The sequence below is a fragment of the Pseudomonas sp. C321 genome (genome assembly GCF_055407105.1).
Genome location: NZ_JBUZRB010000002.1, coordinates 135,546 through 162,116, shown reverse-complemented (window position 1 = coordinate 162,116; position 26,571 = coordinate 135,546). Strand labels below are relative to the sequence as shown.

Sequence of the window (26,571 nt, the reverse complement as noted above, 5' to 3'; positions counted from 1 at the left end):
GGCTTTAGACCGGGCAACCCTTGGCGCGCAGGATGGCGTCAAAACGATCAGAGTCCAGGGTGCCGGCTTCGATAGCCGCCAGTGTAGCTTTCTCGCGGGCCAGCAGGTCATGGCAGCGCACCAGCAGTTCCGGCAGTTCAGTGCGCGAAGCTGCGACCACGCCGTCGCCGTCGCCGATCATCAGGTCGCCAGGGGCCACCAGCATGCCGGCGCAAGAGATCGGCACGTTGATTTCGCCGCCGCCGTCGGTGCTCGGACCACGGTGTACGCCGCCGATGGCGTAAGCCGGCAGTTCGCCGGTTTGCCATTCGTCGAGGTCGCGCAGGGCGCCGTTGATCACCACGCCGACGATGCCGGCCTTCAGGGCCATGGCGCGCATGATGCCGCCGAACACGGCGCGGGTCAGGTCGGCGCTGCCGTCGATCACCAGCACATCGCCCGGACGGGCCATCTGCATGGCTTTGAGAATCATCAGGTTGTCACCCGGACGCACGCGCACAGTCAGTGCACTGCCGAGCATCGGCGCATTACCGTGGAAGGACTTGAGTCCCAGGCCACCGACGTTACGACCCAGGCAGTCGCTGACGGCAGCGGCCGGGATCTTGCTGAATTCCTTCAGCCATTTTGGGTCCAGTGGTTCAACGTTTGGATTGATCAGGAAGCCGGTAGGCCATTTGCTCGAAGAAACGACATCAAACATGAGAAAGCCTCGTGGCCAGGCAAGTGCCGGCGTATCGGTAGGGCAGGAAGGTGAAACGTTTGCGCGGCAATAGATTAGGCCTGCGCGGGGGGTGGGATCAAGGGCGGTGCGGTGTGGGGCGGGTTTACAGCCTGTGCGGCCAGGGCTGTAATCCATTGTGGCGAGGGAGCTTGCCCCTCGCCACAGGGGCGTATCAGTTATTACGCAGTACGGCTTACTTCACGCAGCGGCTTGCCACGCGCTGGCTTGTCGCCCGCCACGTAGTAATCCGCCGTGCTGCGCGCAAGCGGTTGGCGGCCACGGATCTTGTCGGCGATTTTCTCGGCGATCATGATCGTTGGCGCATTCAGGTTGCCGGTGGTGATCAGCGGCATGATCGAGGCATCGACCACACGCAGGCCCTGCATGCCATGTACGCGACCTTCGCCATCGACCACAGCCATCTCGTCGGTGCCCATCTTGCATGAGCAGGACGGGTGGAACGCGGTTTCGGCGTGCTCACGGACAAACTTGTCCAGTTGCTCGTCGGTCTGCACTTCAATGCCGGGGCTGATTTCGCGGCCACGGAAGGCGTCCAGTGCTGGCTGCTGCATGATTTCTCGGGTCAGGCGGATGCCGTCACGGAATTCCTGCCAGTCCTGTTCGCTGGACATGTAGTTGAAGAGGATGCTCGGGTATTCCCGTGGGTTCTTCGACTTCAGCTGGATGCGGCCACGGCTCGGCGAACGCATGGAACCCACGTGGGCCTGGAAACCGTGCTCTTTCACACCGTTGCTGCCGTTGTAGTTAATAGCGACCGGCAGGAAGTGGTACTGGATGTTCGGCCATTCGAATTCTTCGCGCGAACGGATGAAACCGCCGGCTTCGAACTGGTTGCTGGCGCCAATACCGGTGCCGTTGAACAGCCACTCGGCACCGATGGCCGGCTGGTTGTACCAGAGCAGCGACGGGTACAGCGAGACTGGCTGGGTGCATGAGTATTGCAGGTACATTTCCAGGTGATCCTGCAGGTTTTCACCGACACCTGGCAGGTCGTGGACCACCGGGATGTCGAGGCTTTCCAGCAGTTTCGCCGGGCCAACGCCGGAGCGTTGCAGAATCTGCGGCGAAGCAATAGCGCCGCTGCACACCAGCACTTCCTTGCGGGCACGGGCTTCAACGCGCTCTTCAGCGGCGCCGATCAGGTAACGCACGCCCACGGCACGCTTGCCTTCAAACAGCACTTTGTCGGTCAGAGCATGGGTGACGATGGTCAGCGTCGAACGCTTCTTGGCCGTATCCAGGTAACCGCGGGCGGTACTGGCGCGACGGCCGTTCGGCGTCACGGTACGGTCCATCGGGCCGAAGCCTTCCTGCTGGTAACCGTTCAAGTCGTCGGTACGCGGGTAACCGGCCTGCACGCCGGCTTCAACCATGGCGGCGAACAGTGGGTTGTTGCCGGCTTTTGGCGTGGTCACGCTGACCGGGCCTTCGCCACCGTGGTAGTCGTTAGGGCCGATGTCGCGGGTTTCCGCTTTACGGAAATACGGCAGGCAGTCCAGGTAAGACCAGTCTTCCAGCCCTGGGGTTTTCGCCCAGCCGTTGTAGTCCATGGCGTTGCCACGGATGTAGCACATGCCGTTGATCAAGGAAGAGCCACCCAGGCCCTTGCCACGACCGCATTCCATCTTGCGGCCGTCCATGTATGGCTCTGGATCGGTTTCGTAGGCCCAGTTGTAGCGGCGGCCCTGCAGTGGGAAGGCCAGGGCGGCTGGCATTTGGGTGCGGAAATCCAGGCGGTAGTCCGGGCCGCCGGCTTCCAGCAGCAGGACGGTGACGCCTTCGTCTTCGGTAAGACGGGTCGCTAAGGTGTTGCCCGCAGAACCTGCGCCAACAATGATGTAATCGTATTCTTGAGTCATGGGGTCTCCTTGAGAGCTACAAGCTCTAAGCTTCAAGCTGCAAGAAAGAGCAGCGAGCGGTGTATCTGGGAGGTGCGGCAAACCAAACTGCTTTTACTTGCAGCTTGAAGCTTGCCGCTTGAGGCTCCTCAGAACACTGATGCGTAGTCGCCCAGCTCAACCTGTACCGATTTGATGCGTGTGAAGTTGTTCAGCGAGGTGATGCCGTTCTCACGGCCAACACCCGACTGCTTGTAGCCACCGACCGGCATCTTGGCGTCGGACTCGCCCCAGGCGTTGATCCAGCAGATACCGGCTTCCAGCTGATGAATCACGCGGTGCGCGCGGTTCAGGTCCTTGGTTACCAGGCCAGCGGCCAGGCCGAAGTCGGTGTCGTTGGCGCGGCGGATCACTTCTTCTTCGGTGTCGTAGGTGAGGATGCTCATCACCGGGCCGAAGATTTCTTCACGGACGATGGTCATTTCGTCGGTGCAGTCAGTGAACACGGTCGGCGCAACGTAGGCACCCTTGGCGAATTCGCCGTCGGTCAGACGGTCGCCGCCGCACAGCAGGCGCGCGCCTTCTTCCTTACCTTTGGCAATGTAGCCGAGCACGCTTTCCATGTGGGCGAAGCTGACCAGCGGGCCGAAGTTGGTGTTTTCGTCTTGCGGGCTGCCAATGCGGATGCGGGCTACGCGCTCGGCAATCTTGGCTTCGAACGCGCCTTTGAGGGCGGTCGGAACGAATACGCGAGTACCGTTGGTGCAAACCTGGCCCGAGCTGTAGAAGTTGGCCATCATCGCAATGTCGGCGGCGCGATCGAGGTCGGCGTCGTCGAAAATGATCAGCGGGGATTTGCCGCCCAGTTCCATGGTCACTTCTTTGAGCGAAGAGCTGGAAGCGCTGGCCATGACCTTCTTGCCGGTGTCGGTGCCGCCAGTGAAGGAGATTTTCTCGATGCGCGGGTGTTCGGTCAGCCAAGTGCCGACTTCACGGCCGCTGCCGGTCAGGACGTTGAACACGCCGTCTGGAACGCCGGCCGCGGTGTAGATCTCGGCCAGTTTCAGGGTGGTCAGCGAAGTGACTTCGCTTGGTTTGAAGATCATCGCGTTGCCGGCGGCCAGGGCTGGCGCGGACTTCCACAGGGCGATCTGGATCGGGTAGTTCCACGCGCCGATACCGGCCACGACGCCCAGGGGCTCGCGACGGGTGTAGACGAACGAAGTGGTACGCAGCGGGATTTGCTCGCCTTCGATGGCGGGCACCAGGCCTGCGTAGTATTCCAGCACGTCGGCGCCGGTGACGATGTCGACGTATTGGGTCTCGGAGTACGGCTTGCCGGTGTCCAGGGTTTCCAGCGCGGCCAACTCATCGTTGCGCTCGCGCAGGATTTCAACGGCGCGACGCAGGATGCGCGAACGCTCCATGGCGGTCATCGCGGCCCAGATTTTCTGGCCCTTTTCGGCGCTGACCACGGCACGTTCAACGTCTTCCTTGGTGGCGCGTTGTACGTTGGCGAGAACTTCACCGTTAGCCGGGTTGATGGCTTCGAAGGTGGCATCGCTGCCAGCGTCGGAGTAGCCGCCGTCAATGTAGAGTTTTTGCAGTTCGAAACGGGCCATAAAGTCCTCGCAAGTGCATAAGTGGTTGGCGTTAACCACTAAAGGGTGGGGCCATTAAGGTTCTGGCAACACCGATCAGCAGCAGTTCAGGGGTTGAGCGATTATGTGTGCTCTAACTCACCTGCTTGGCCAATTGGAAATCCATATATTCGTAAGCGATCCGTTGCGCCTGCTCAGTGTCGAAAGCGTCTCCCGACAGTGCGCCGCGCAACCACAAACCGTCGATCAGGGCCGCTAGCCCGCGGGCTGCGCTGCGTGCCTCGGGCAGTGGCATCGCACGGCGGAACTGGCAGCACAGGTTGGAATACAGGCGGTGATCGTTGATCCGCTGCAACCTGTGCAAAGACGGGTGGTGCATGCTGGAGGCCCAGAAGGCCAGCCAGGTTTTCATTGCTGGGCCGTTGACCTGGCTGGCGTCGAAGTTGCCTTCGATGATCACCTGCAGGTGCGCCCGTGGGCTGTCATCCTTCAACGCGTGCCGACGAACGTGGACATTCTCGATCAAGACGTTCATCAGGTACCGCATCGTGGCGGCGATCAGGCCATTCTTGTCCTGAAAGTAGTGACTGATGATGCCATTCGAGACACCGGCCAGGCGGGCGATCAGCGCAATGCTGGCATCTCCCATTCCGACCTGATCGATGGCCGTCAACGTGGCCTCGATCAACTGCTGGCGGCGTATGGGTTGCATACCGACCTTGGGCATCGTGCACCTCTCCTTAGGCCTGCCGACGAGCGATAAACGTCCGTCGGCTTGTGGGCCAGTCTATTTTGTTTTGATTGAACGTTCAATCAACAAAGAATAAGATCTGCGACAAATCGTCACGCCCTGTAGGTTTTTTACCGACAAGGCGCGACACCAGACATCTGAAAAAAAACCTCTGAAACGACCACGTGGCATAGCGCGAGCTGGCGAAGACGGAACGTTTGAATGGGCAAGACGCTTAAGGTCATGACGCGACGCTTTTTTTACTGAAAAGAGCTCGTCCAAGGCTTTCGCCGCCAGCCAACAATGTTGCTTTTGTGGGGTTCAGGGTTTTTCGGGGTGTCTTTATATCACCCGCCAGTCGACTGCCAAAAAATCGATGGATCGGGTAAAGCGCTGCCTTGTGTTTCTCTCTCGCACTGCCTGGAGCATCTGTGCCATGAGTTCTGCCTCTCTTATAAAGACCCCGCCAGAAAAGGTACGGGTCAACGGTTGGGTGTTCTACACCTCTACCGCGCTGATTCTGTTGTTGACGGCCATTTTGATCATCGCCCCGCAAGAGGCCGGCCGGGTGCTTGGTGTAGCCCAGGCCTGGCTGTCCAAAAGCTTTGGCTGGTACTACATGGTGGTCATCGCCGCCTACCTGGTATTTGTGGTGGGCCTGGCGTTTTCGTCCTACGGCAAGTTGAAACTGGGCAGCAAGGACGACACCCCAGACTTCAGCTATGGCGCCTGGGCCGGCATGCTGTTCTCTTCGGGGATCGGCATCTCGCTGTTGTACTTCGGTGCTTCGGAGCCGTTGGACCACTACTTCAATCCGCCTGAAGGCGCCGCTGCCACTGGCACGGCCGCACGGCAGGCGTTGCAGTTGACCTTCCTGCACTGGGGCCTGCACGGCTGGGCGATCTATGCCTTGGTCGGTCTGGCCGTGGCGTACTTTGCCTATCGTCATAACCAGCCGCTGGCCTTGCGTTCGGCGCTGTACCCGCTGGTGGGCGAGCGTTGGGTCAAAGGCGCTGCCGGTCACGCGGTGGACGGCTTTGGCATGTTCGTGACCTTGCTGGGCCTGGTGACCAACCTCGGCATTGGCTCGCTGCAAGTATCGTCGGGGCTGGAAAACTTGTTCGGTATGGAGCACAACAACACCAACCTGCTGATCGTGATCATCGTGATGAGCACCGTGGCAACCATCGCCGCCGTGTCGGGTGTGGAAAACGGTATTCGCCGCCTGTCCAACCTCAATATTGTGCTGTTCAGCGGCCTGCTGATTTTCGTGCTGTTGTTCGGGCCGACCCTGCATTTGCTTAATGGCCTGGTGCAGAACACCGGCGATTACCTGAACGGCATCGTGCTGAAAACCTTCGACTTGTATGTATACGAAGGCGATGGCGAGAAGTCCGAGCGCTGGATGGGCCTGTGGACCCTGTTCTACTGGGCCTGGTGGATTTCCTGGGCACCATTCGTGGGCATGTTTATCGCGCGTATTTCCCGTGGTCGTACCGTGCGTGAACTGGTGGCCGGCGTGTTGCTGATCCCGCTGGGCTTCACCCTGGCGTGGTTGTCGATCTTCGGCAACTCGGCGCTGGACCTGGTGCTTAACCATGGCGCGGTGGAGTTGGGCAAAACTGCCCTGGAACAACCGTCCATGGCAATCTACCAACTGCTTGAGCATTACCCCGCGTCGAAAATTGTCATTGGTGTGTCGATTTTTGTGGGCTTCGTGCTGTTCCTGACCCCGGCGGATTCCGGCGCGGTGATGATGGCGAACCTGTCTTGCAAGGGCGGCAACGTTGACGAAGATGCGCCGCACTGGCTGCGGATTTTCTGGTCGTCGGTGATCACCCTGGTGACTATCGGTTTGCTGTTCGCCGGTAACTTTGAAGCCATGCAAACCATGGTGGTGCTGGCCGGCCTGCCGTTCTCTGTGGTGCTGATTCTGTTTATGTTCGGTCTGCACAAGGCCATGCGCCAGGACGTGGCGATCGAGCTGGAGCAAGCGCAACTGGCTGAGCGTGGTCGTCATGGTTTCAGCGAGCGCTTGACTGCCCTCGACCTGCACCCAACCCAAGCCGTGGTGCAGCGCTTTATGGATAAAAAGGTGACGCCAGCGCTGGAAGAAGCGGCGGCGGCCTTGCGTGCTCAAGGGCTGGATGTGCAGACTGTGCTCGGTAAGTCCAAGTGCTGCATGGGCGTGCGGATCGAGATGGAAGAGGGCAACCCATTTGTCTACGAGGTCAGCCTGGATGGCTACCTGGCGGCGCCGAGTGAGTCGCTTCAGGGCGAGGAAGAGCGCACGCGCTACTACCGCGCCGAGGTGTATTTGCACAACGGCAGCCAGGAATACGACCTGATGGGCTTCACCCCGGAACAAATTACCCGGGATGTGCTCGATCAGTTTGAAAGCCATCGCCAGCTCCTTGGCCGTGTCTATAGCTGAGGGTTGAGACAGTGACCGTTCCCCCGCATGGGAACGATCAAACTGCCTAAAACAAAAAGGGATCGCTCACCGCGATCCCTTTTTTTCAGCCCAGGTTCTTGCCTAACAGCGCGTGGTACAGCTCGCTGTCACCCAAAATACCCACCACCTTGTCGTTGTCCTGCAGCACCAGCTTGTTTCCTGTCTGATAGCGAATCTGCAACGCATCGCGCATACCAATATTGGAATCCACCAGCGTCGGTACCCGACCCAGCCCCTCCACCGCTTGCCCAGGCGCCCAGTTCTGCAGGTTCAGCACTGAACCATTCTGGCGTGCGCCCTTGATGGTGTTGCCTTCGGCCAGGTCCAGCCACGAGTCGCCGCTAGGATCGAGACATACCGAGCTGTTGACCCGTTTGCAGTTGTCCAGCGTGCGCATCAGGCTGCGGCCGCACAGCACGTTCAGCGGGTTGGTATGGGCGACGAAGGTGCGCACATAGTCATCCGCCGGGTTCAGCACGATCTCTTCCGGCACGCTGTACTGGATGATCCGCCCGTCTTTCATGATCGCGATGCGGCTGCCCAGTTTCAGCGCCTCATCCAGGTCATGGCTAACGAATACGATGGTCTTGCTCAGCTTGCGTTGCAGCTCCAGCAGTTCATCCTGCAAACCCTGGCGGATCAGCGGGTCGAGGGCGGAGAAGGGTTCGTCCATCAGCAGGATATCGGCGTCCATCGCCAGGGCCCGGGCCAGGCCCACACGCTGCTGCATGCCGCCGGACAGCTCATCGGGTTTCTTGTTGCGCCACTGAGACAGGCCCACCAGCTCCAACTTCTCGTCCACCAACTTGCGGCGTTCTTTCTCCGGCCGGCCCTGCATCTCCAGGCCGAAGCTGATGTTTTCGCGCACCGTCAGCCACGGCATCAGGGCGAATTTCTGGAAGACCATGGCGATGCGCTTGGTGCGCATCATTTTCAGCTCGGCTGGCGTACAAGACGCAATGTCGATCTGTTTGCCTTCATGCTCAACAAACAGTTGCCCGCGGCTGACGGTGTTCAAGCCGTTGATGCAACGCAGCAGGCTCGACTTACCGGAGCCGGACAGGCCCATCAGCACGCAGATCTCGCCTTTCTCGATGTCGAGGCTGGCCTTTTCGACGCCGACAATTTGCCCGGTTTTTTTCAGGATCTGGTCGCGGGTCATGCCTTGGTCAAGCAGTTTCAGGGCTTCACGGGGGTCCTTGGAGAACACCACGTCGACCTGATCAAAGCGAATGATGCTCATGCGTCACCCCCTACTTTGGCGTCGGGTTGTTTGCAGATACGGTCGAGCATGATCGCCAGCAGCACGATCGCCAGGCCGGCTTCGAAGCCCAGGGCAATGTCGGCGGTGTTCAGTGCGTTGACCACCGGTTTGCCGAGGCCGTCGGCGCCCACCAGGGCGGCGATTACCACCATCGACAACGACAGCATGATGCATTGGGTAATGCCAGCGGCGATGCTCGGCATGGCGTGGGGCAGTTCAATACGCGAGAGCAATTGACGGCGTGAGCAGCCAAAGGCCTTGCCTGCGTCCAGCAACTCTTGCGGGACATCACGGATACCCAGGTAGGTCAGACGGATGGGCGCGGCAATCGCGAACACCACCGTGGAAATCAGGCCGGGCACCACACCCAGCCCGAAGAGGGTCAGGGTAGGGATGAGGTAGACGAAGGTCGGTACGGTCTGCATCAGATCGAGTACCGGCCGCATCAGGGTGTAGAACATCGGTTTGTGTGCGGCGACGATGCCCAGCGGCACACCGATGACCACGCAGACCAGGGTGGCGAACAACACTTGCGCCAGGGTCTCCATGGTTTCCTGCCAGTACCCCAGGTTGAGGATCAGCAGAAAGGAAAGGATGACGAAAACCGTCAGTCCCCATTTGCGTTGAATAAAGTGAGCAAGCAGCGCAATCAGACCGATCAATGCCAGCGGATTGAACCAGGTCAGCGCAAACGTCACGCCGTGGATCATCGTTTCCAGTGTCGATGCGATTGCGTCGAAGTAGTCGGCGCCGTTTTGCGTCAACCATTCAACGAAGGCAGCGATGTACTGGCCAAGGGGGATTTTCTGTTCAGTCAGCATGGTAGTGAGTGTCCACATGCGAAGAGGGAAAACATCCCGGGCCAGCCTACCGGCCCGGGGTCAGCGGTTACTCGGCGAGCTTGGCTTTTACGGCCTCCAAACCTGGTTTGCCATCGATGGTGGTAACACCGGCGAGCCAGGTGTCGAGCACTTGCGGGTTTTTCTTCAGCCACGCCTTGGCGGCGGCTTCGGGTTTCATTTTGTCGTCCAGGACATTGCCCATCAGGGTGCTTTCCATGTCCAGGGTGAACGCCAGGTTTTTCAGCAACTGACCGACGTTGCTGCATTCCTGGACGTAGCCTTTGCGGGTGTTGGTGTAGATGGTCGCCTTGCCGTAGTCGGGGCCGAAGGAATCGTCACCGCCGGTGAGGTACTTCATCTTGAAACGGGTGTTCATCGGGTGCGGCTCCCAGCCCAGGAACACCACATCGGTGCCACGGCGCTGAGCGCGATCTACCTGGGACAACATCCCGGCTTCGCTGGACTCGACCACCTTGAAACCGGCGGTCTTCAAGCCGAAGGCGTCTTTGTCGATCAGGCTCTGGATGGTGCGGTTACCGTCGTTACCCGGCTCAATGCCGTAGATCTTGCCGTCCAGTTCTTTCTTGAATTTGACGATGTCGGCGAAGTCTTTCAGGCCCTTGTTGTACAGCGCCTCGGGCACCGCCAGGGTGTACTTGGCGTTTTCCAGGTTAGCGCGCACGGTTTCCACGGTGCCGGCATCACGGTACTGCTTGATGTCGTTTTCCATGGTCGGCATCCAGTTGCCGAGGAAAATGTCCATGTTCTTGCCGTCGGCCAGGGACTTGTAGGTCACTGGAACGGAAATCATCGTGGTGCGGGTTTTGTAGCCGAGGGCTTCGAGGACCACGCTGGTGGTGGCGGTGGTGACGGTGATGTCAGTCCAGCCGACATCCGAGAAATTGACGGTACTGCATTGCGCCGGTTCTGCGGCTTGTGCCGCAAGGGGCAGACTCAGCATGGCGGCCAACAACAACGACGGGGAACCTTTCATGGGTTTGGACTCCTGGTGTTTTTCTGGCGGCGTTTGCCGCGCTTTATAAGTGTTGCGGTTGGGGCGTGCGACACAGCTCTGCCACGGTACCTTGCAAACGAGTCGTGACTTGATCATGTACCAGTGAAAATCTGACGCCTACAGGGGGCGTCGTATCCAGTACAGGGATGGTCGTATCCAGTGTCGGTGACGTCGCTTACAGAATTTTTCCAAGGCAATACTGCACTTTTTGTCGATCTGCACCGTAAAAAAACGGTCAAAACGAGTGATCGCACGGGGGCGGCGCTGGTAAGCATGGGTACGTCGGTGTGAGACGCCGAACGGGGCAACAAAAGCTTGATGATGCGCCCATCTCGGCGGAAAGCAGCTTGAGCGTAGCAGCTCCGTCACCAGGTGTTTTCTATGCCTGGCCTGTGCTCATCGAGGAGTTTCACGGTAATGGCTATTAGCGTTTTCGACCTGTTCAAGATCGGCATCGGCCCTTCCAGTTCTCACACCGTCGGCCCCATGCGCGCCGCGGCGTTATTCGTTCAAGGATTGTGTGAACGTGGTCTGTTGGAACAGGTACGGCGCGTTGAAGTTCAGCTCTACGGCTCTTTATCGGCCACGGGCATCGGTCACGGCAGCGACAATGCCGTGATCATGGGGCTGATGGGCGAGTGGCCGGATGCGATTGATCCGTCGCTGATTGGCCTGCGCATCGAGGCCCTGCGCGAGACCAACACCTTGCTGCTGGACGGGCGTTTGTCGGTGCCGTTCCTGTGGTCGCGGGACATGCGCCTGATCGATGAAAACCTGCCGTTCCACCCCAATGCCATGACCCTGGTGGTGTTCGCTGATGACACTGAACTGCACCGCGACACCTACTATTCAGTGGGCGGCGGTTTTGTGGTGGATCAAGCGCAGGCCGCCAGTGGCGTGGCAGACATGGATCGCACTGAGCTGCCCTATGATTTTTCCAGCGCCGTGCAATTGCTGAGTTTGTGCAAGACCCACAACCTGCGGGTCGCCGAATTGATGTTGGCCAACGAAAAGGTCTGGCGTTCGGAGGAGGACATTCGCAGTGGCCTGATGAAACTCTGGCGTGCAATGCAAGATTGCGTCGAACAAGGCCTCAAACACGAAGGCATCCTCCCCGGCGGCCTGAACGTGCGGCGGCGTGCGGCCAGGTTGCACCGCAGTTTGCAGGAGCTGGGCAAGCCCAACGTGATCGGCTCGACCTTGAGCGCCATGGAGTGGGTCAACCTGTTCGCCCTGGCCGTGAACGAGGAAAACGCCGCCGGCGGGCGCATGGTCACGGCACCTACCAACGGTGCGGCGGGGATCATTCCGGCGGTGTTGCACTACTTTATGAAATTCAGCGAGGTGGTCACCGAAGCCAACGTGGTGGACTACTTCCTCAGCGCGGCGGCGGTGGGGATTTTGTGTAAAAAGAATGCCTCGATCTCCGGCGCCGAAGTCGGTTGCCAGGGCGAAGTCGGCTCAGCCTGCGCCATGGCGGCGGCCGGGCTGGCGGAGATTCTCGGCGCTACGCCGGAACAGCTGTGCAATGCGGCGGAGATTGGCCTGGAGCACAATCTGGGCCTGACCTGCGACCCGGTGGGCGGCCTGGTGCAAGTGCCGTGTATCGAGCGTAATGCCATTGCGGCGGTGAAAGCGATCAATGCGGCGCAGATGGCCTTGCGTGGCGATGGTCAGCACTTTATCTCCCTGGACCGGGTGATCCGCACCATGCGTGATACCGGCGCGGATATGCATGACAAGTACAAGGAGACTTCACGGGGTGGGTTGGCGGTGAGTGCCGTTGAATGTTGACTGTAGGAGCGAGCTTGCTCGCGAAGGTCGTGAGCGATAACGCGCCCATCCTGAATGAACGCGACGCTCTCAGGTTTTTCGCGAGCAAGAACTAGGCGTCCCCCTCGCTCCTACATTGAGCACACCCTCTCGTCACGCCACCTTTTAGCGCGTCGCAAATAGATAAGTAGCTCCCAAACGAATCCGCCGCTGACCACCCGTCACCTGTGCTTGTGGTGACAGACTTTTCCTACGTCGTTTCATCCGCTTCCCACAAGTGCTACCGATCTGCTCACACCCCTTGAGCCTGCTTCCTATCGCGTTTTTTTCGGGTCATATCCCCCACTCCGTGCGCGGGCTTATATAGACACGTCAGCAGGTCGTTTTCAGGAGTTATTGAATGGCCATTCAACTTTAGGCATGGCATTTGCTCTATCAATTCAAAGCCTCTCTCCCAGGAAATATTCCCGAGGAAGATGAGTGCAATAACAAGAGCCTCGCCTGAGGCCATCACCCGCTTTGTGTGAGGAGATACCGCGATGACGTCGTTCAACTCCGGGGCTCAACCCCAGAACCGTGCGCCTCAATCCATCGGCTTTTTGCTGCTGGACAATTTCACGCTGATTTCCCTGGCCTCCGCAGTAGAACCGCTGCGCATGGCCAATCAATTGTCCGGCCGCGAGCTGTACCGCTGGACGACCTTGAGTGTCGATGGAAACCATGTGTGGGCCAGCGACGGTCTGCAAATCACCCCCGATGCCTCGATGCACAAAGCTCCGGCCCTGGACACCATCATTGTCTGCGGCGGCGTGGGTATCCAGCGCACCGTCACCCGTGAACATGTGTCGTGGCTGCAAAGCCAGGCGCGCCAGTCGCGCCGTCTCGGTGCGGTGTGCACCGGCAGCTGGGCTTTGGCTTGCGCAGGTCTGTTGGATGGCTTTGATTGCAGCGTGCACTGGGAATGCCTGGCGTCGATGCAGGAAGCTTTCCCACGCGTGGCCATGAGCACACGCCTGTTCACCCTGGACCGCAACCGCTTCACCAGCTCCGGCGGCACTGCGCCGCTGGACATGATGCTGCACCTGATCAGCCGCGACCACGGTCGTGAATTGTCGGCGGCGATCTCCGAGATGTTTGTTTACGAACGCATCCGCAATGAGCAGGATCACCAGCGTGTACCGCTCAAGCACATGCTCGGCACCAATCAGCCGAAACTGCAGGAAATCGTTGCGCTGATGGAGGCCAATCTGGAAGAACCCATCGACCTCGATGAACTGGCGGTGTATGTCGCCGTTTCCCGGCGTCAGCTGGAGCGGTTGTTCCAGAAATACCTGCACTGTTCGCCGTCGCGCTACTACCTCAAGTTGCGCCTGATCCGTGCACGGCAGTTGCTCAAGCAAACGCCGATGTCGATCATCGAAGTGGCATCGGTGTGCGGGTTTGTCTCCACGCCGCACTTCTCCAAGTGCTACCGAGAATACTTCGGCATTCCACCACGGGATGAGCGCGTCGGTTCCAACACCACCCAGCAAGTGGCAATGATGCCGATCCCGCAGGCGTTGGTGTTGTCACCGCTGTCCGGGCCGTTGTCGGCGTTGAGCCAGGCTCGCAATGAGTCGACTTTCGCGAGTGTAAGGCTCTAACGCTCTAACTGTAGGAGCGAGCTTGCTCGCGAAGGTCGTGAACGATGACGCTGGCATCCTGGATGAACGCGTCGTCCTCAGGTTTTTCGCGAGCAAGCTCGCTCCTATAGAGACAGTGATTTTCAGGCGCCGGAGTTCTGCCGAAACTGCACCAGCGCCGGTAACAGCTGCTTATCGATAGCCTGCCTTACCGCCGGCAAAATCGTCGCGCTGCTGGTGTACATCTGCTCGACCATGCCCTTGAGCGCCTTGGCTCGCGCTTCACTCAAGCCGCGCACGGCACATTCGCAGGCCTGCTCGGCGGTGGCGCCGCTGGACACTTCGAAACCCAACGACCGCAGTTGGCCAAGCAGGTCGTCCTGGTCAATCAAATCCGCGTGCATCATGACGTTTATCCTTGTTAGGGGAGCGGGGGATTGAGGTCGATTCTGGTAGGCGATCGGGATGTCGGCAAGGACTGAATGCACGAATGGTCGTGACACCTATGAACAGGTCGTTTTCGGCTAACTCGCCAGCCCAAGGAATGGGCACACTGGACTCAAGCAAGCAGCTTGAAGGTTTGGTCACCCTCGGGATGCGCAGCTCACACAAAGCACTCTGCCCCGATCCTGTCACGGCTTGATCGGGGCTTTTTTTGCTTATCGCTGCAGCACCAGGATTCGCGACAACAACTCATCCCGATCGATATAGCAGCCCTGGAAATGCCGCGCCCCCGAAGCCGGGTCAAAGGCATTGCGCGCATGTAACGTGCGGCGATTATCGAAGCACCACAACTCACCGGGATTCAATCGTTTGACCAGGCGAAACCGATCCTCGCGCGTCATTGCGATAAACCGTCGATAGGCGCGGTACAACAATGGCATCTGCTCCACCGACGTCTCAAACGGCCCGCGCAGAAAGTTGGCCATGCGGATCTCCGCGACCTCACCCAGGGCATCCAGCGCAATGATCGGCGCCAGGCGGCGATAGTCGCTATGGCGGTCCTTGTTGCGAAACTCCACCGGGATTTCACACAGCGCACGAAACGCTTCGGGATCTTCTTCTCGCAAGGCGCGAGCAATGGCAAAACCGTCGACAAAAATACTCTCGCCACCGTTGGCGTCATTGACTAGGCAATGCAGAAATTGCAGCCCCGGTTGCAGCTCGCGGGTGGGCAAGTCGCTGTGCAGCGGCAGGTTAAAAGCGGTGTAGGCATTGCTGTCGGCATCGGCCTTGGATTGCACGTTGAACAGCACGCCGAAATTACTCTCGCGGATGAATGAAATGCGCCTGGCGATAAGTGCCAGGGAACCCGGTTCGACAGGTACGTCGCGCACTTGGGTCAGGCCGCTGTCGCGCAGGGCCAGCAGCCATTGCAGCAGTGCCTTCGGGTCTTCCATCAAGGCTGCGTATTCAAAAACCGGTAGTTCAAAGCGGCTGTCCCACAGCTTGGATATTGGCTTGGCGGCCCGGCGTTCGGCGCGGGATACATCGTCATAGGCATGGGCCCGCAGCCAGCCGGGATCGAAGCGGCTGCTGTGGCCGCCGTGCCACTCCACACGCAGGAAACCCTGATCGATGTGTGCGCTTAGGGGCGTGAGGTCCTCGTCGACATCGACAATCTCCAGCACCTGTTCGCGGGTCACGCTGTACACGCAGGCCGGACACGGGCAGTTGTCTCGCAGCCACTGATGATGGAACGGGCTGCCCCGGCCATCGGCCCACTGCACCCGCACCTGATCGGCCAACACCTGCACATCGGCGAGGGCGCTGATCAGCGGGTAAGTGCGGAAGTCGGCAACAGCGGCGGCGGTGTTCATGGTGATCCCCTATTTTTCCGGTGGCAGGCCAATGACGCGGCCGAGGAGGGCGGGTTTTGCCAGATCGGTTTGTTCGCCAGTGATGGCCGCCAGCTTGTCCAATATCGCCTCAGTGAACGGTGCCGAACGCGGCCCAGCGAGATCGACGTGGAGCAGCATTTGTTCGTTGCCGGCCAGTTCCCGCTCTTCTCCCACCCGATGTAGGCTGTGATAGAGGTGCAGGCGCTTGCGGTCGTGGGCGATCAGTTGCGTACGAACTTCAACCTCGGCGCCCAGCTTCACTTCGTGTAGGTAGTTGAGGTGCAGTTCCAGGGTGAACAGCGAGTTGCCGCTGGCTTCGCGGTTGTCGCTGTCCAGGCCCAGGGTGTCCATCAGCGCGTCGGTGGCGTAGCTGAAAATCAGCAGGTAGAAGGCATCGCGCAGGTGCCCGTTGTAGTCGACCCAGTCGGGGAGGATTTTTGTGGTGTAGGTGGTTAGAGCGGGCATGGCATCGGTTCCAGGGGAGATGATCGGTTACTCACTGAAGGTCATGCCGTGCTTGGCTTTGGTGGTTTTCACCGCCTCCAACACCGCCAACAGGCAATCATCACGATAGCGCTCCAGGGCCGAAATGCTGTGCTTGCCTAACTGCTCGCTGGTGCCATCGACCACATCGTCAATCAGCTTGTCGGTCAATTCCGGGGCGGGCAGATACGTCCACGGCAACTGCAACGCTGGCCCAAACTGCGCCATGAAGTGGCGCATCCCGGCATCGCCACCCGCCAGCGTGTAGGTCAGGAAAGTCCCCATGAACGACCAGCGCAAACCCGCGCCAAAGCGAATTGCATCGTCGATTTCGCCGGTAGTCGCCACACCATCGTTGACCAGGTGCAACGCCTCGCGCCACAGCGCTTCCAGCAGGCGGTCGGCGATAAAGCCTGGAACTTCCTTGCGTACATGCAGTGGGCGCATGCCGAGGGATTCATACACCTTGATCGCGGCCTGCACCGCTTCTGGCGCGGTATTTTTGCCGCCTACCACTTCCACCAGCGGCAGCAGGTACACCGGGTTGAACGGGTGGCCGACCACACAACGCTCAGGATGGGTCGAACCTTCGTAAAACTCGCTGGGCAACAGCCCTGAAGTGCTGGAGCCGATCAACGCATTGGGCTTGGCCGCCGCGCTGATCTGGGCGTGTAATTGCAGCTTCAGTTCCAGGCGTTCCGGGGCGCTTTCCTGGATGAAGTCAGCGTCTTTGACGCACTCTTCAATGGTTGCGACAAAACGCAGGCGGTCCTGGGACGCACCGGGTGCCAGGCCTTGTTTTTCCAGGGCACCCCAGGCGTTGGCGACGCGTTTGCGCAAGGCTGCTTCGGCGCCGGGTGCCGGGTCCCAGGCCACTACATCGAGGCCGTGGGCCAAGGCGCGGGATACCCAGCCGCTGCCGATGACACCGCTGCCCAGTGCTGCGAAGGTTTTGATTTCGGTGATAAAGCGCATGGCAACTTCCTAAAGAGAGGGTAATTCCTGTAGGCGCGAGGGGGACGCCTACAGGATGAGGCTGTGATCGTGATTAGCCGCGCTTGGTCAAACCCATCTTGATCCGGCCTTCTGCCGGGGTCATGACCCGCGCGCCCAGTCGGCTGAGGATCTCGCTGGCGCGTTCCACCAACTGCCCATTGGTGGCCAGCACGCCTTTGTCCAGCCACAGATTGTCTTCCAGGCCGACCCGCACGTTGCCACCCAGCAGCACCGCTTGCGCCGCCATCGGCATCTGCATGCGGCCGATACCAAACCCGGCCCACACCGCGTCAGCCGGCAGGTTATCGACCATGGCTTTCATGGTGGTGGTATCCGCCGGTGCTCCCCACGGAATGCCCAGGCACAGCTGGAACAGCGGGTTATCGAGCAAGCCTTCCTTGATCATCTGTTTGGCAAACCACAGGTGTCCGGTGTCGAAGATTTCCAGCTCGGCCTTCACGCCCAGCTCTTGAATGCGTTTTGCGCCAGCCCGCAACTGCGCGGGGGTGGAGACGTAAATGGTGTCGCCGTCGCCGAAGTTCAGGGTGCCGCAGTCCAGGGTGCAGATTTCCGGCAGCAGCGCTTCAACGTGGGCCAGACGTGTCAGCGGCCCGACCAGATCAGTGTTGGGGCCGAACTCCATGGGGTTCTCGCCGCCACCGATTTCCAGGTCGCCGCCCATGCCGGCGGTGAGGTTGACGATAATGTCGACGTCCGCCTCGCGAATGCGCTCCATCACTTCGCGGTACAGCGCCACGTCACGGCTGAACTTGCCGGTTTGCGGATCACGCACGTGGCAGTGCACGACGGTGGCGCCGGCCTTGGCGGCTTCCACGGCCGCAGCAGCGATTTGTTTGGGTGTGACCGGCACGTGTGGACTTCTGGCGGTCGTGTCGCCAGCACCGGTGAGAGCGCAGGTGATGATGACGTCGTGGTTCATGAGACGGATTCCTTGCAGGCGTGATTTATAGGCGTGGTTTCAAGGTGTAGTGATGCCGTTCGCAGCCAAAGGCGGCTGCGAAACGGTGATTCAAAAAAGGTTATTTGCTGGTCAATTGCAGGTTGGCGGCAGCCGGTTTGCCGTCGAAGGTGGTCACCCCTTCCAGCCAGCGCTGCTGGTCTTGCGGGTGATCCTTGAGCCACTGTTTGGCCGATTCGAAAGCGTCCTTGTGATCGAGCAACGGCTGCATCATCCGGCTCTCGTCTTCGGCGGTGTACGTCAGGTTGCTCAGCAGACGGCTAACGTTGGGGCATTGTTGGGCGTAGGTGGGCGAGGTGACGGTCCACACTGTGGCCATGCCCTCGTTCGGGCCCAGGGCGTCGTCGCTGCCGGTGAGGTAAGTCATCTTGACGTTGACGTTCATCGGGTGCGGCGCCCAGCCGAAAAACACCACGGCTTCATTGCGACGCACGGCGCGATCCACTGCGGCAAGCATGCCGGCCTCGCTGGACTCCACCAGCTGGAATTTGCCCAGGCCAAATTGGTTCTTGGCGATCATCGCCTTGATCTGGGTGTTGGCACCTGAACCGGGTTCTATGCCATAGAGCTTGCCGCCCAATTCTTTTTCGAACCTGGCGATATCGGCGAAGGTTTTCAGGCCCTTGTCGGCCAGGTAGGTCGGCACCGCCAGGGTGGCGCGGGCGTCCTTGAGGCTCGGCGCATCAAGGACCTTGACCTGCTTGGCGTCGACAAACGGGGTGATGGTCTGGGTCATCAGCGGGTTCCAGTAGCCGAGGAACATATCCAGGCGCTGATCGCGGATTCCGGCGAAGATGATTTGCTGGGACGCGCTGGTCTGTTTGGTCTTGTAGCCGAGGCCGTCGAGCAATACTTGGGTCATGGCGCTGGTGGCGATTACGTCGGTCCAGTTCACCACGCCCATGCGCACGTTCTGGCAAGAAGCCGCATCGGCTGCCATGACGTTGGTGCTCAAGATGGCGCTGGCGCTGAGTGTAAGCACACAGCGGCTGATCAATCGGTTCATGGTGCATCCCTCGGCAGGTCGTTATTGTGGGTTCCGGCGTCTTTGTGCGCCGTGCAGCTAAGTTGTGCAGTTTTAAGCTACGCAGCTTGAGGGCAAACAAAACGCACGGCGGCGACCCGCTCTTGCACTGCAGCGACCTGTCCGCTTGAATGACCCATTGAACTGGGGTATCACAGTGCCCACGCGGCCCGTCCTACGAGAGCGCTCCATGTCCCAGGATTTCTACTTTTTGCTGATGCCGGGTTTCTCCGCCATCGGCTTTATTTCTGCCATCGAACCGTTGCGCGTGGCCAATCGCTTTCGTGGTGAGCTGTACCGTTGGCATGTGCTGAGCGCGGATGGCGGCGCGGTGCTGGCGAGCAACGGCATGTCGGTCAATGCTGACGCGGCGCTGGAACCGCTGAAGAAGGGTTCAACCCTGCTGGTGGTGGCCGGTTTCGAACCGCTGAAGTTCGCCACGCCCGCCCTGGAATATTGGCTGCGCCGTCTCGACCACGATGGCGTGAGCCTTGGCGCCATCGACACCGGCAGTTTTGTCCTGGCCGAAGCAGGTCTGCTCGACGGCCACCGCCTGACCCTGCACTGGGAAGCCATCGACGCCTTCAAGGAGTCCTATCCACAGCTGACGGTGACTCAGGAACTGTTCGAAATCGACCGCCGACGCATCACCTCGGCGGGCGGTACCGCCTCTATCGACCTGATGCTCGACCTGATCAGCCAGGCCCACGGTCCGGAGCTGGCGATCCAGGTGTCCGAGCAGTTCGTACTGGGCCGCATCCGCCCACGCAAAGACCACCAGCGCATGCAGATCGCCACGCGCTACGGCATCAACAACAAGAAACTGGTGCAGGTGATTGGTGAGATGGAACAGCACACCGAGCCGCCGCTGAGTACGTTGGCGCTGGCGGAGGCGATCAAGGTCACGCGGCGGCAGTTGGAGCGGCTGTTTCGGTTGCACCTCAACGACACGCCGAGCAACTTTTACCTGGGCCTGCGCCTGGAAAAGGCCCGGCAGTTGCTTCGCCAGACGGACATGAGCGTGCTGGAAGTGAGCATTGCCTGCGGCTTTGAGTCACCGTCGTATTTCACTCGAAGTTACCGGGCGCGATTTGCCAAGTGTCCGAGAGAGGATCGACGACGGGAGGTGGTTTGACCGCAATTTATAGTCAATTAGAGCGACGACCATAATTGACTATAAAACTGCTCAGTCTTACTTCTTCACCAGCGCCGAACACGCTGCCTTAAACGCTTCATGCTGATACTTGTTCAGCGTCGCTGGCAGGGCGAAATCGTGTTTCTTGTTTTGCGCGTTGATAGTCTGCGGCGACAGTAATGTCACCTCGCAGCCTTCCAGCAGCTGAAATATGCCTTCAATCTTGAAGGTGGTCGGGCCGCCGGCGAATTCGCCTTTCTTGCTGCGCTTCTTGATGGCGATGCGGGTGATACCGTTGTCGTGGATAAACGCGGCCACTTGGGTGGCAAAGGTTTTGACGTTGGCCGCTTCATCGTCGTCTTCGAGGGCGATTTTTTTGGTGGCCAGGGCGATGTGGTTCAGTGTTTGGCTGTCCAGGGAGGCGACGGCGATGATGGCTTCGCTGCCTTTGATTTCGATGCCGCAGATGTTCATGGAGTCGCCTTGGAAAGGGTGGAGAGGCCGCGAATGGTCGCGCACCTTGGGATCAGGGTCAAAGCTTTCGACGGGCGCCTGCCATCAGGCTCAGGCACGCAGCCGCCAGGGCCCGTGCCGTCATTAGCGCGCCCACCAACGGCGTCATTTCCAGGCTGCCCTTGGCAATCACCACACCACCCAGCGCGGCGCCCAAGGCTACGCCCAGGTGCATCGCCGAGGTGTAGCCGCCGCTGATCGCGGCAATGCCGAAGAATACGTAGAGATAGCTTAGCGAGACACCGTGTTGGTCAGAAAGTAGCACCAGACTGTTATTTCTGACAGTAGACCTCTTTGTAAATTGCCACTTAGATTGGCCTGAGGATCTATCTCGTAGTTCCGAACCCATTTTTTGCCAAGGGAGTTGTGCAATGGTCATCAGGAAAAACATCCGCTCGCTGACCACTCAGGAGCGATTGACCTTCATCAATAGCGTTCTGGCCCTCAAGGCTAACGGTGGGTATGACAAGTATGTTCACTGGCATCATGCAGTCATGGTGCCGACTGTCCATCCGGATGAACCTCAAGACCCTGATTACCGTAATGGGGCTCACCTGGGACCAGCGTTCTTGCCTTGGCACCGGGAAATGCTGATGCAGTTTGAAGCCGATTTGCGCGCCATCAATGCCAGCGTCACCTTGCCTTACTGGGACTGGACTGAGGATGCCGACGACCCCCTGAACTCACCGGTTTGGTCGCAGAACTTTATGGGGGGAGACGGTGACCCTGACGATCACTGGCGGGTCCAAACGGGCGCGTTTGCCCATCAATACGATAAATGGCACGTCCCTGCATATCCGGAGGACGGCCTCCCGGAGCCCGGTCTCAAGCGCCAGTTTGCCCAGCTTGTTACCTCGCTTCCGACGCCGGCCGACCTGGCCATGGCCATGCGTGAAGGTTTGTATGACGCACCACCTTACGACTCCGGTCCTTACACCCGAGGTTTCAGAAATCGCCTGGAAGGCTGGGTGACCCAGCGCGGTGACCCGCAAGTCACCACACCAGGTTCCCAACTGCATAACCGTATTCATTTGTGGATCGGTGGCAACATGCTGGCAATGACCTCACCGGAAGACCCGGTGTTTTTCCTGCACCATTGTTTTATCGACAAGGTCTGGGCGAACTGGCAGGCGCAGATGCTGCTGGATAAACCACAGTGGGCGCCGCATTACACACCGATGCGCGATGGCCCCGAGGGCCACAATTACGAGGATGTGCTGAAGCCGTGGGATCGACGTATTCGCGATGTCATGGACATCGCCGTCTTGGGTTATGAATATGCGCCGGCTCGCTCGACGACGCGCAGCCCGTTCAAATCGCCTTTCATGGCATAAGGTCATTGCAGGCAGTTGATCGTTCCCGTATTCCGGCGCGGGAACGTTCCTTATTCCTGCCCAATCGACTCCAAAAACTCCGACCGTTGGTCGCTCATCCGCGCCAGGCAGTCATTCTGCGCAATGGCATAAGCCTTGGTCCCAGGCACGGCCGGGAAGGTGTCCACCGCGCAATCGGCGTCCCGCAGCTTCTGCCATTTTTGCTGGGCGTCGGCAAGGCGGGCGGTGATGTCGGCCAGTTTTGCCTTGTCGCTGCCATAGAGAGGACGCATGCGCTCCTCCAGCAGGCTTTGGTAGTTGTCCTTGAGCAGTTGCTCGGCGGTGGTTTTGTTGTAGGTGGCGCATTCCAGGGTTTGCTGGTCGTTTTCTATGCCGTCGCAGGGCGTGCTGTCGGGGTCTTCTGCCGCCTGCACGCCGGTTGCGATGAGTGCCAAAGCCAGGAAAATCGATTTCATTGCGCCGTCTCATAATCAGGTGATGCGGGGAATTCTGGCTCAAGCGTAAGACAAAGAACAGTCGCCAGTCAGACATGTCATAGCACCCTTTGTCGTGGATTGACGCTTTCGGCAATTCCCCTGTCGTTTTTGCACCCGGCTCCGTCAGCCCCTGGGCATATGCTGGCCCCAAAGCGCCGGCAGACGATTCGGCGCATGAATCGCCAAAAAGGGGACAGCCTGATGAGCCCAGCCGAACTGCACGCCGACAGCATCGTTATCGACGGGCTGATCATTGCCAAGTGGAACCGCGACCTGTTCGAAGACATGCGCAAGGGCGGCCTGACCGCCGCCAACTGCACAGTATCGGTGTGGGAAGGCTTCCAGGCCACAATCAACAACATCGTCGCCAGCCAGACCCTGATCCGCGAGAACAGCGACCTGGTGATCCCGGTGAAAACCACCGCCGATATCCGCCGCGCCAAGGAACAGGGCAAGACCGGCATCATTTTCGGCTTCCAGAACGCCCATGCCTTTGAAGACCAACTCGGCTACGTCGAGATCTTCAAGCAGCTGGGCGTTGGCGTGGTGCAGATGTGCTACAACACCCAGAATCTGGTGGGCACCGGCTGCTACGAGCGCGACGGCGGCCTGTCGGGTTTTGGTCGCGAGATCGTCGCCGAGATGAACCGCGTCGGCATCATGTGCGACCTGTCCCACGTTGGTTCCAAGACTTCCGAAGAGGTCATCCTCGAATCGAAAAAACCGGTGTGCTACTCCCACTGCCTGCCGTCGGGCCTTAAAGAGCACCCGCGCAACAAGTCCGATGAAGAACTCAAGTTTATTGCCGACCACGGCGGCTTTGTTGGCGTGACCATGTTTGCGCCGTTCCTGGCCAAGGGCATTGATTCGACCATCGACGACTACGCCGAAGCCATCGAATACACCATGAACATCGTCGGCGAAGACGCCATCGGTATTGGCACCGACTTCACCCAGGGTCATGGCCAGGATTTCTTTGAAATGCTGACCCATGACAAGGGCTACGCCCGCCGTCTGACCAGCTTCGGCAAGATCATCAACCCGCTGGGCATCCGCACCGTGGGCGAGTTCCCCAACCTGACCGAGACATTGCTCAAGCGCGGCCATCCTGAGCGCGTGGTGCGCAAGATCATGGGCGAGAACTGGGTCAGCGTCCTCAAGGATGTCTGGGGCGAATAAGCCCACCTCTAAACAACGATCCCGTAGCACGACAACACAACGAATTTTCTGGAGTTAAGTTTCCATGGCCAAGATCGCCCCTCAATTGCCTATCGAAGTCGACAGCGAAACCGGTGTCTGGACCTCTGACGCCCTGCCGATGCTCTACGTGCCACGGCACTTTTTCGTCAACAACCACATGGGCATCGAAGAAGTTCTGGGCGCTGACGCTTACGCTGAAATTCTCTACAAGGCCGGCTACAAATCTGCCTGGCACTGGTGTGAAAAAGAAGCTGAATGCCACGGACTGGAAGGCGTCGCAGTGTTCGAGCACTACATGAAGCGCCTGTCGCAACGCGGCTGGGGCCTGTTCAAGATCCAGGACATCGACCTCGACAAAGGCACCGCCAGCGTCAAGCTCGAGCACTCGGCATTCGTCTACGTGTACGGCAAGGTCGGGCGCAAGGTCGACTACATGTTCACTGGCTGGTTTGCCGGCGCCATGGACCAGATCCTGCAAGCGCGCGGCAGCAAGGTTCGCACCGTGGCGGAACAGGTCTACGGCGGCTCCGAAGAGGGCCACGACGACGGCCTGTTCACCGTCAAGCCGTTGTAAGTCGAGGACCCTGCCATGGCTTTCGAAGCAATGTTTGCGCCGATCCAGATCGGCAAACTGACCATCCGCAACCGCGTGCTCAGTACCGCCCACGCCGAGGTGTATGCCACCGACGGCGGCATGACCACCGACCGCTATGTGAAGTATTACGAAGAGAAAGCCAAGGGCGGGATCGGCCTGGCGATCTGCGGCGGTTCTTCCAGTGTCGCCATCGACAGCCCGCAAGGCTGGTGGAAATCGGTGAACCTGGCCGATGACCGGATCATTCCGCACTTCCAGAACCTGGCCGATGCCATGCACAAGCATGGCGCCAAGATCATGATCCAGATTACCCACATGGGCCGTCGCTCGCGCTGGGATGGCGAGCATTGGCCGACGCTGCTGTCGCCGTCAGGCATCCGTGAACCGGTGCACCGCGCCACCTGCAAAACTATCGAGCCGGAAGAAATCTGGCGAGTGATCGGCAACTACGCCAGCGCTGCGGCACGGGCCAAGGCCGGTGGCCTGGACGGCGTGGAACTGTCGGCAGTGCACCAGCACATGATCGACCAGTTCTGGAGCCCACGGGTCAACAAGCGCACCGACGAATGGGGCGGCAGCTTTGAAAATCGCATGCGCTTCGGCCTTGAAGTATTGAAGGCTGTGCGCGCTGAAGTAGGGCCGGATTTCTGCGTCGGCATCCGTTTGTGCGGCGATGAATTCCACCCGGATGGCCTGTCCCACGAGGACATGAAACAGATCGCCAAGTACTACGACGACACCGGCATGCTCGACTTTATCGGTGTGGTCGGCTCGGGCTGCGACACCCACAACACCCTGGCCAACGTTATCCCCAACATGAGTTATCCACCGGAGCCATTCCTGCACTTGGCGGCCGGGATCAAGGAAGTGGTCAAGGCCCCAGTGCTGCACGCGCAAAACATCAAGGACCCGAACCAGGCGACCCGCATCCTGGAAGGCGGCTACGTGGACATGGTCGGCATGACCCGCGCCCACATCGCCGACCCGCATTTGATCGCCAAGATCAAGATGGGCCAGATCGACCAGATCAAACAGTGCGTCGGCGCCAACTACTGCATCGACCGCCAATATCAGGGCCTGGACGTGCTGTGCATCCAGAACGCCGCCACTTCCCGTGAATACATGGGCGTGCCGCATATCATCGAAAAATCCACCGGAGTGAAACGCAAAGTGGTGGTAGTCGGTGCCGGTCCTGCCGGGATGGAAGCCGCCCGCGTTGCTGCTGAACGTGGCCACGATGTAACCCTGATCGAGAAGAAAGAATTTATCGGCGGGCAAATCACCACTGCCTCGAAAGCGCCGCAACGGGACCAGATTGCCGGGATCACCCGCTGGTTCCAGCTGGAACTGGCGCGGCTGAACGTCGACCTGCGCCTGGGCGTGGCGGCGGATGCGGCGACCATCCTCGACCTGCATCCGGACGTGGTGGTGCTGGCGGTTGGCGGTCATCCGTTTCTGGAGCAGAACGAACATTGGGGCGCAGCCGAAGGCTTGGTAGTCAGCAGTTGGGATGTGCTCGACGGCAAGGTAGCGCCGGGCAAGAACGTGCTGGTGTACGACACCATTTGCGAGTTCACCGGCCTGTCGGTGGCGGACTTCTTGGCCGACAAGGGCAGCCAGGTGGAGATTGTCACTGACGATATCAAGCCGGGCGTGGCCGTCGGTGGTACGTCGTTCCCGACTTACTACCGCAGCATATACCCCAAGGAAGTGATCATGACCGGCGACATGATGCTGGAAAAGGTCTACCGCGAGGGCGACAAGCTGGTGGCGGTACTGGAGAACGAATACACCGGCGCCAAGGAAGAGCGGGTGGTCGATCAGGTGGTGGTCGAGAACGGCGTGCGCCCGGATGAAGAAATCTACTACGCACTCAAGCCAGGTTCGCGCAACAAGGGCCAGATGGACATCGAAGCCTTGTTCGCGATCAAGCCGCAACCGTGCCTGAGCGAGGCGGGTGAGGGGTACTTGCTGTTCCGCATTGGTGACTGTGTGGCCCAGCGTAATACCCACGCCGCCATCTACGATGCCCTGCGCCTGTGCAAGGATTTCTAGGCAACCTCCCTGTAGGAGCGAGCTTGCTCGCGAAGGTCGTGAACGATGACGCGGGAAG

Annotated in this window: 24 protein-coding genes; 8 read left to right on the top strand and 16 right to left on the bottom strand. The window is 59.6% G+C overall.

The features are described from left to right. Positions 1–4: 4 nt before the first annotated feature. The 4 genes from ACZRJ6_RS06650 to betI form a co-directional block, all read right to left on the bottom strand. Positions 5–700: an RraA family protein gene (locus ACZRJ6_RS06650; protein WP_149414459.1), complete on the bottom strand. Its 696-nt coding sequence runs from the start codon at positions 698–700 to the stop codon at positions 5–7. Positions 701–900: 200 nt separating this feature from the next. After that, the gene (gene betA / locus ACZRJ6_RS06645) at positions 901–2,601 is read right to left on the bottom strand and encodes a choline dehydrogenase (protein WP_463967819.1); all 1,701 of its coding nucleotides are present in this window, start codon (positions 2,599–2,601) and stop codon (positions 901–903) included. Between the two features lie 128 nt (positions 2,602–2,729). After that, the gene (gene betB, locus ACZRJ6_RS06640; protein WP_463967820.1) at positions 2,730–4,202 is read right to left on the bottom strand and encodes a betaine-aldehyde dehydrogenase; all 1,473 of its coding nucleotides are present in this window, start codon (positions 4,200–4,202) and stop codon (positions 2,730–2,732) included. Positions 4,203–4,314: 112 nt separating this feature from the next. Then, entirely contained in the window at positions 4,315–4,908 is a 594-nt protein-coding gene (betI, locus tag ACZRJ6_RS06635) for a transcriptional regulator BetI (RefSeq protein ID WP_463967821.1), read from the bottom strand. Between the two features lie 439 nt (positions 4,909–5,347). Here betI and ACZRJ6_RS06630 point away from each other — a divergent pair, with 439 nt between their 5' ends. Next, positions 5,348–7,345 carry a BCCT family transporter gene (locus ACZRJ6_RS06630; RefSeq protein ID WP_463967822.1) on the top strand — a complete coding sequence of 666 codons (1,998 nt, stop codon included), beginning with the start codon at positions 5,348–5,350 and terminating at the stop codon, positions 7,343–7,345. A gap of 85 nt (positions 7,346–7,430) precedes the next feature. Here the strand turns inward: ACZRJ6_RS06630 and choV are convergent, their stop codons facing one another. The 3 genes from choV to ACZRJ6_RS06615 form a co-directional block, all read right to left on the bottom strand. Then, a complete protein-coding gene (choV, locus tag ACZRJ6_RS06625; protein WP_463967823.1) occupies positions 7,431–8,609 on the bottom strand; it encodes a choline ABC transporter ATP-binding protein in 1,179 nt (392 codons plus the stop codon). Beyond that, a complete protein-coding gene (choW, locus tag ACZRJ6_RS06620; protein WP_133102365.1) occupies positions 8,606–9,451 on the bottom strand; it encodes a choline ABC transporter permease subunit in 846 nt (281 codons plus the stop codon). The genes choV and choW overlap by 4 nt, the downstream gene beginning before the upstream one ends. A gap of 67 nt (positions 9,452–9,518) precedes the next feature. Beyond that, positions 9,519–10,466, bottom strand: a complete 948-nt coding sequence (locus ACZRJ6_RS06615; protein WP_149413404.1) for a choline ABC transporter substrate-binding protein — start codon at positions 10,464–10,466, stop codon at positions 9,519–9,521. Between the two features lie 438 nt (positions 10,467–10,904). Between ACZRJ6_RS06615 and ACZRJ6_RS06610 the strand changes: the two genes are divergently transcribed. Continuing rightward, the gene (locus ACZRJ6_RS06610) at positions 10,905–12,281 is read left to right on the top strand and encodes an L-serine ammonia-lyase (protein WP_463967824.1); all 1,377 of its coding nucleotides are present in this window, start codon (positions 10,905–10,907) and stop codon (positions 12,279–12,281) included. Positions 12,282–12,799: 518 nt separating this feature from the next. Further along, positions 12,800–13,903 (top strand): choline metabolism transcriptional regulator GbdR, encoded by a 1,104-nt coding sequence (gbdR, locus tag ACZRJ6_RS06605; protein WP_133102362.1) that lies wholly within the window; start codon positions 12,800–12,802, stop codon positions 13,901–13,903. 122 nt (positions 13,904–14,025) lie between these two features. Here gbdR and ACZRJ6_RS06600 read toward each other — a convergent pair whose 3' ends face one another. The 6 genes from ACZRJ6_RS06600 to ACZRJ6_RS06575 all read right to left on the bottom strand — a co-directional run bounded on the left by ACZRJ6_RS06600 (position 14,026) and on the right by ACZRJ6_RS06575 (position 19,187). Further along, positions 14,026–14,289 (bottom strand): hypothetical protein, encoded by a 264-nt coding sequence (locus ACZRJ6_RS06600; RefSeq protein WP_149413406.1) that lies wholly within the window; start codon positions 14,287–14,289, stop codon positions 14,026–14,028. 252 nt (positions 14,290–14,541) lie between these two features. Further along, positions 14,542–15,702 carry a gamma-butyrobetaine dioxygenase gene (locus ACZRJ6_RS06595; protein ID WP_463967825.1) on the bottom strand — a complete coding sequence of 387 codons (1,161 nt, stop codon included), beginning with the start codon at positions 15,700–15,702 and terminating at the stop codon, positions 14,542–14,544. 9 nt (positions 15,703–15,711) lie between these two features. Beyond that, positions 15,712–16,188 carry a thioesterase family protein gene (locus ACZRJ6_RS06590; protein WP_463967826.1) on the bottom strand — a complete coding sequence of 159 codons (477 nt, stop codon included), beginning with the start codon at positions 16,186–16,188 and terminating at the stop codon, positions 15,712–15,714. A gap of 27 nt (positions 16,189–16,215) precedes the next feature. After that, a complete protein-coding gene (locus ACZRJ6_RS06585) occupies positions 16,216–17,181 on the bottom strand; it encodes an L-carnitine dehydrogenase (protein ID WP_463967827.1) in 966 nt (321 codons plus the stop codon). Between the two features lie 73 nt (positions 17,182–17,254). Further along, positions 17,255–18,142, bottom strand: coding sequence for a 3-dehydrocarnitine:acetyl-CoA trimethylamine transferase CdhC (gene cdhC, locus ACZRJ6_RS06580; protein ID WP_149413410.1), 888 nt, complete (start codon positions 18,140–18,142; stop codon positions 17,255–17,257). Positions 18,143–18,242: 100 nt separating this feature from the next. Beyond that, a complete protein-coding gene (locus ACZRJ6_RS06575) occupies positions 18,243–19,187 on the bottom strand; it encodes a choline ABC transporter substrate-binding protein (protein ID WP_463967828.1) in 945 nt (314 codons plus the stop codon). Positions 19,188–19,395: 208 nt separating this feature from the next. Between ACZRJ6_RS06575 and ACZRJ6_RS06570 the strand changes: the two genes are divergently transcribed. Next, positions 19,396–20,340: a GlxA family transcriptional regulator gene (locus tag ACZRJ6_RS06570; protein WP_463967829.1), complete on the top strand. Its 945-nt coding sequence runs from the start codon at positions 19,396–19,398 to the stop codon at positions 20,338–20,340. A gap of 57 nt (positions 20,341–20,397) precedes the next feature. Here the strand turns inward: ACZRJ6_RS06570 and ACZRJ6_RS06565 are convergent, their stop codons facing one another. Continuing rightward, positions 20,398–20,814 (bottom strand): DUF3010 family protein, encoded by a 417-nt coding sequence (locus ACZRJ6_RS06565; RefSeq protein WP_463967830.1) that lies wholly within the window; start codon positions 20,812–20,814, stop codon positions 20,398–20,400. A 58-nt stretch (positions 20,815–20,872) separates the two neighbouring features. Further along, positions 20,873–21,118, bottom strand: coding sequence for a hypothetical protein (locus ACZRJ6_RS06560; RefSeq protein WP_463967831.1), 246 nt, complete (start codon positions 21,116–21,118; stop codon positions 20,873–20,875). A gap of 106 nt (positions 21,119–21,224) precedes the next feature. On the opposite strand from ACZRJ6_RS06560, the gene ACZRJ6_RS06555 reads away from it, so the two are divergent. After that, positions 21,225–22,187, top strand: a complete 963-nt coding sequence (locus ACZRJ6_RS06555; protein WP_463967832.1) for a tyrosinase family protein — start codon at positions 21,225–21,227, stop codon at positions 22,185–22,187. A 50-nt stretch (positions 22,188–22,237) separates the two neighbouring features. Here the strand turns inward: ACZRJ6_RS06555 and ACZRJ6_RS06550 are convergent, their stop codons facing one another. Next, positions 22,238–22,642 carry a lysozyme inhibitor LprI family protein gene (locus ACZRJ6_RS06550; protein WP_463967833.1) on the bottom strand — a complete coding sequence of 135 codons (405 nt, stop codon included), beginning with the start codon at positions 22,640–22,642 and terminating at the stop codon, positions 22,238–22,240. Between the two features lie 222 nt (positions 22,643–22,864). Between ACZRJ6_RS06550 and ACZRJ6_RS06545 the strand changes: the two genes are divergently transcribed. The 3 genes from ACZRJ6_RS06545 to dgcA all read left to right on the top strand — a co-directional run bounded on the left by ACZRJ6_RS06545 (position 22,865) and on the right by dgcA (position 26,513). Continuing rightward, positions 22,865–23,842 carry a dipeptidase gene (locus ACZRJ6_RS06545; RefSeq protein WP_133102352.1) on the top strand — a complete coding sequence of 326 codons (978 nt, stop codon included), beginning with the start codon at positions 22,865–22,867 and terminating at the stop codon, positions 23,840–23,842. Positions 23,843–23,906: 64 nt separating this feature from the next. Further along, a complete protein-coding gene (locus tag ACZRJ6_RS06540) occupies positions 23,907–24,437 on the top strand; it encodes a DUF5943 domain-containing protein (RefSeq protein WP_095147211.1) in 531 nt (176 codons plus the stop codon). A gap of 15 nt (positions 24,438–24,452) precedes the next feature. Next, a complete protein-coding gene (gene dgcA / locus ACZRJ6_RS06535; protein ID WP_463967834.1) occupies positions 24,453–26,513 on the top strand; it encodes a dimethylglycine demethylation protein DgcA in 2,061 nt (686 codons plus the stop codon). Positions 26,514–26,571: the final 58 nt, after the last annotated feature.

What these genes read in the sequence shown, in the direction of transcription:
- choV (WP_463967823.1), bottom strand. Translation starts at nt 8,609, where the DNA reads ATGAGCATCATTCGCTTTGATCAGGTCGACGTGGTGTTCTCCAAGGAC.
- ACZRJ6_RS06570 (WP_463967829.1), top strand. Translation starts at nt 19,396, where the DNA reads ATGTCCCAGGATTTCTACTTTTTGCTGATGCCGGGTTTCTCCGCCATC.
- betI (WP_463967821.1), bottom strand. Translation starts at nt 4,908, where the DNA reads ATGCCCAAGGTCGGTATGCAACCCATACGCCGCCAGCAGTTGATCGAG.
- ACZRJ6_RS06610 (WP_463967824.1), top strand. Translation starts at nt 10,905, where the DNA reads ATGGCTATTAGCGTTTTCGACCTGTTCAAGATCGGCATCGGCCCTTCC.
- ACZRJ6_RS06600 (WP_149413406.1), bottom strand. Translation starts at nt 14,289, where the DNA reads ATGATGCACGCGGATTTGATTGACCAGGACGACCTGCTTGGCCAACTG.
- betA (WP_463967819.1), bottom strand. Translation starts at nt 2,601, where the DNA reads ATGACTCAAGAATACGATTACATCATTGTTGGCGCAGGTTCTGCGGGC.
- ACZRJ6_RS06585 (WP_463967827.1), bottom strand. Translation starts at nt 17,181, where the DNA reads ATGCGCTTTATCACCGAAATCAAAACCTTCGCAGCACTGGGCAGCGGT.
- ACZRJ6_RS06550 (WP_463967833.1), bottom strand. Translation starts at nt 22,642, where the DNA reads ATGAAATCGATTTTCCTGGCTTTGGCACTCATCGCAACCGGCGTGCAG.
- ACZRJ6_RS06540 (WP_095147211.1), top strand. Translation starts at nt 23,907, where the DNA reads ATGGCCAAGATCGCCCCTCAATTGCCTATCGAAGTCGACAGCGAAACC.
- dgcA (WP_463967834.1), top strand. Translation starts at nt 24,453, where the DNA reads ATGGCTTTCGAAGCAATGTTTGCGCCGATCCAGATCGGCAAACTGACC.
- ACZRJ6_RS06575 (WP_463967828.1), bottom strand. Translation starts at nt 19,187, where the DNA reads ATGAACCGATTGATCAGCCGCTGTGTGCTTACACTCAGCGCCAGCGCC.
- ACZRJ6_RS06565 (WP_463967830.1), bottom strand. Translation starts at nt 20,814, where the DNA reads ATGAACATCTGCGGCATCGAAATCAAAGGCAGCGAAGCCATCATCGCC.
- ACZRJ6_RS06595 (WP_463967825.1), bottom strand. Translation starts at nt 15,702, where the DNA reads ATGAACACCGCCGCCGCTGTTGCCGACTTCCGCACTTACCCGCTGATC.
- choW (WP_133102365.1), bottom strand. Translation starts at nt 9,451, where the DNA reads ATGCTGACTGAACAGAAAATCCCCCTTGGCCAGTACATCGCTGCCTTC.
- gbdR (WP_133102362.1), top strand. Translation starts at nt 12,800, where the DNA reads ATGACGTCGTTCAACTCCGGGGCTCAACCCCAGAACCGTGCGCCTCAA.
- betB (WP_463967820.1), bottom strand. Translation starts at nt 4,202, where the DNA reads ATGGCCCGTTTCGAACTGCAAAAACTCTACATTGACGGCGGCTACTCC.
- ACZRJ6_RS06590 (WP_463967826.1), bottom strand. Translation starts at nt 16,188, where the DNA reads ATGCCCGCTCTAACCACCTACACCACAAAAATCCTCCCCGACTGGGTC.
- cdhC (WP_149413410.1), bottom strand. Translation starts at nt 18,142, where the DNA reads ATGAACCACGACGTCATCATCACCTGCGCTCTCACCGGTGCTGGCGAC.
- ACZRJ6_RS06615 (WP_149413404.1), bottom strand. Translation starts at nt 10,466, where the DNA reads ATGAAAGGTTCCCCGTCGTTGTTGTTGGCCGCCATGCTGAGTCTGCCC.
- ACZRJ6_RS06630 (WP_463967822.1), top strand. Translation starts at nt 5,348, where the DNA reads ATGAGTTCTGCCTCTCTTATAAAGACCCCGCCAGAAAAGGTACGGGTC.
- ACZRJ6_RS06555 (WP_463967832.1), top strand. Translation starts at nt 21,225, where the DNA reads ATGGTCATCAGGAAAAACATCCGCTCGCTGACCACTCAGGAGCGATTG.
- ACZRJ6_RS06545 (WP_133102352.1), top strand. Translation starts at nt 22,865, where the DNA reads ATGAGCCCAGCCGAACTGCACGCCGACAGCATCGTTATCGACGGGCTG.
- ACZRJ6_RS06650 (WP_149414459.1), bottom strand. Translation starts at nt 700, where the DNA reads ATGTTTGATGTCGTTTCTTCGAGCAAATGGCCTACCGGCTTCCTGATC.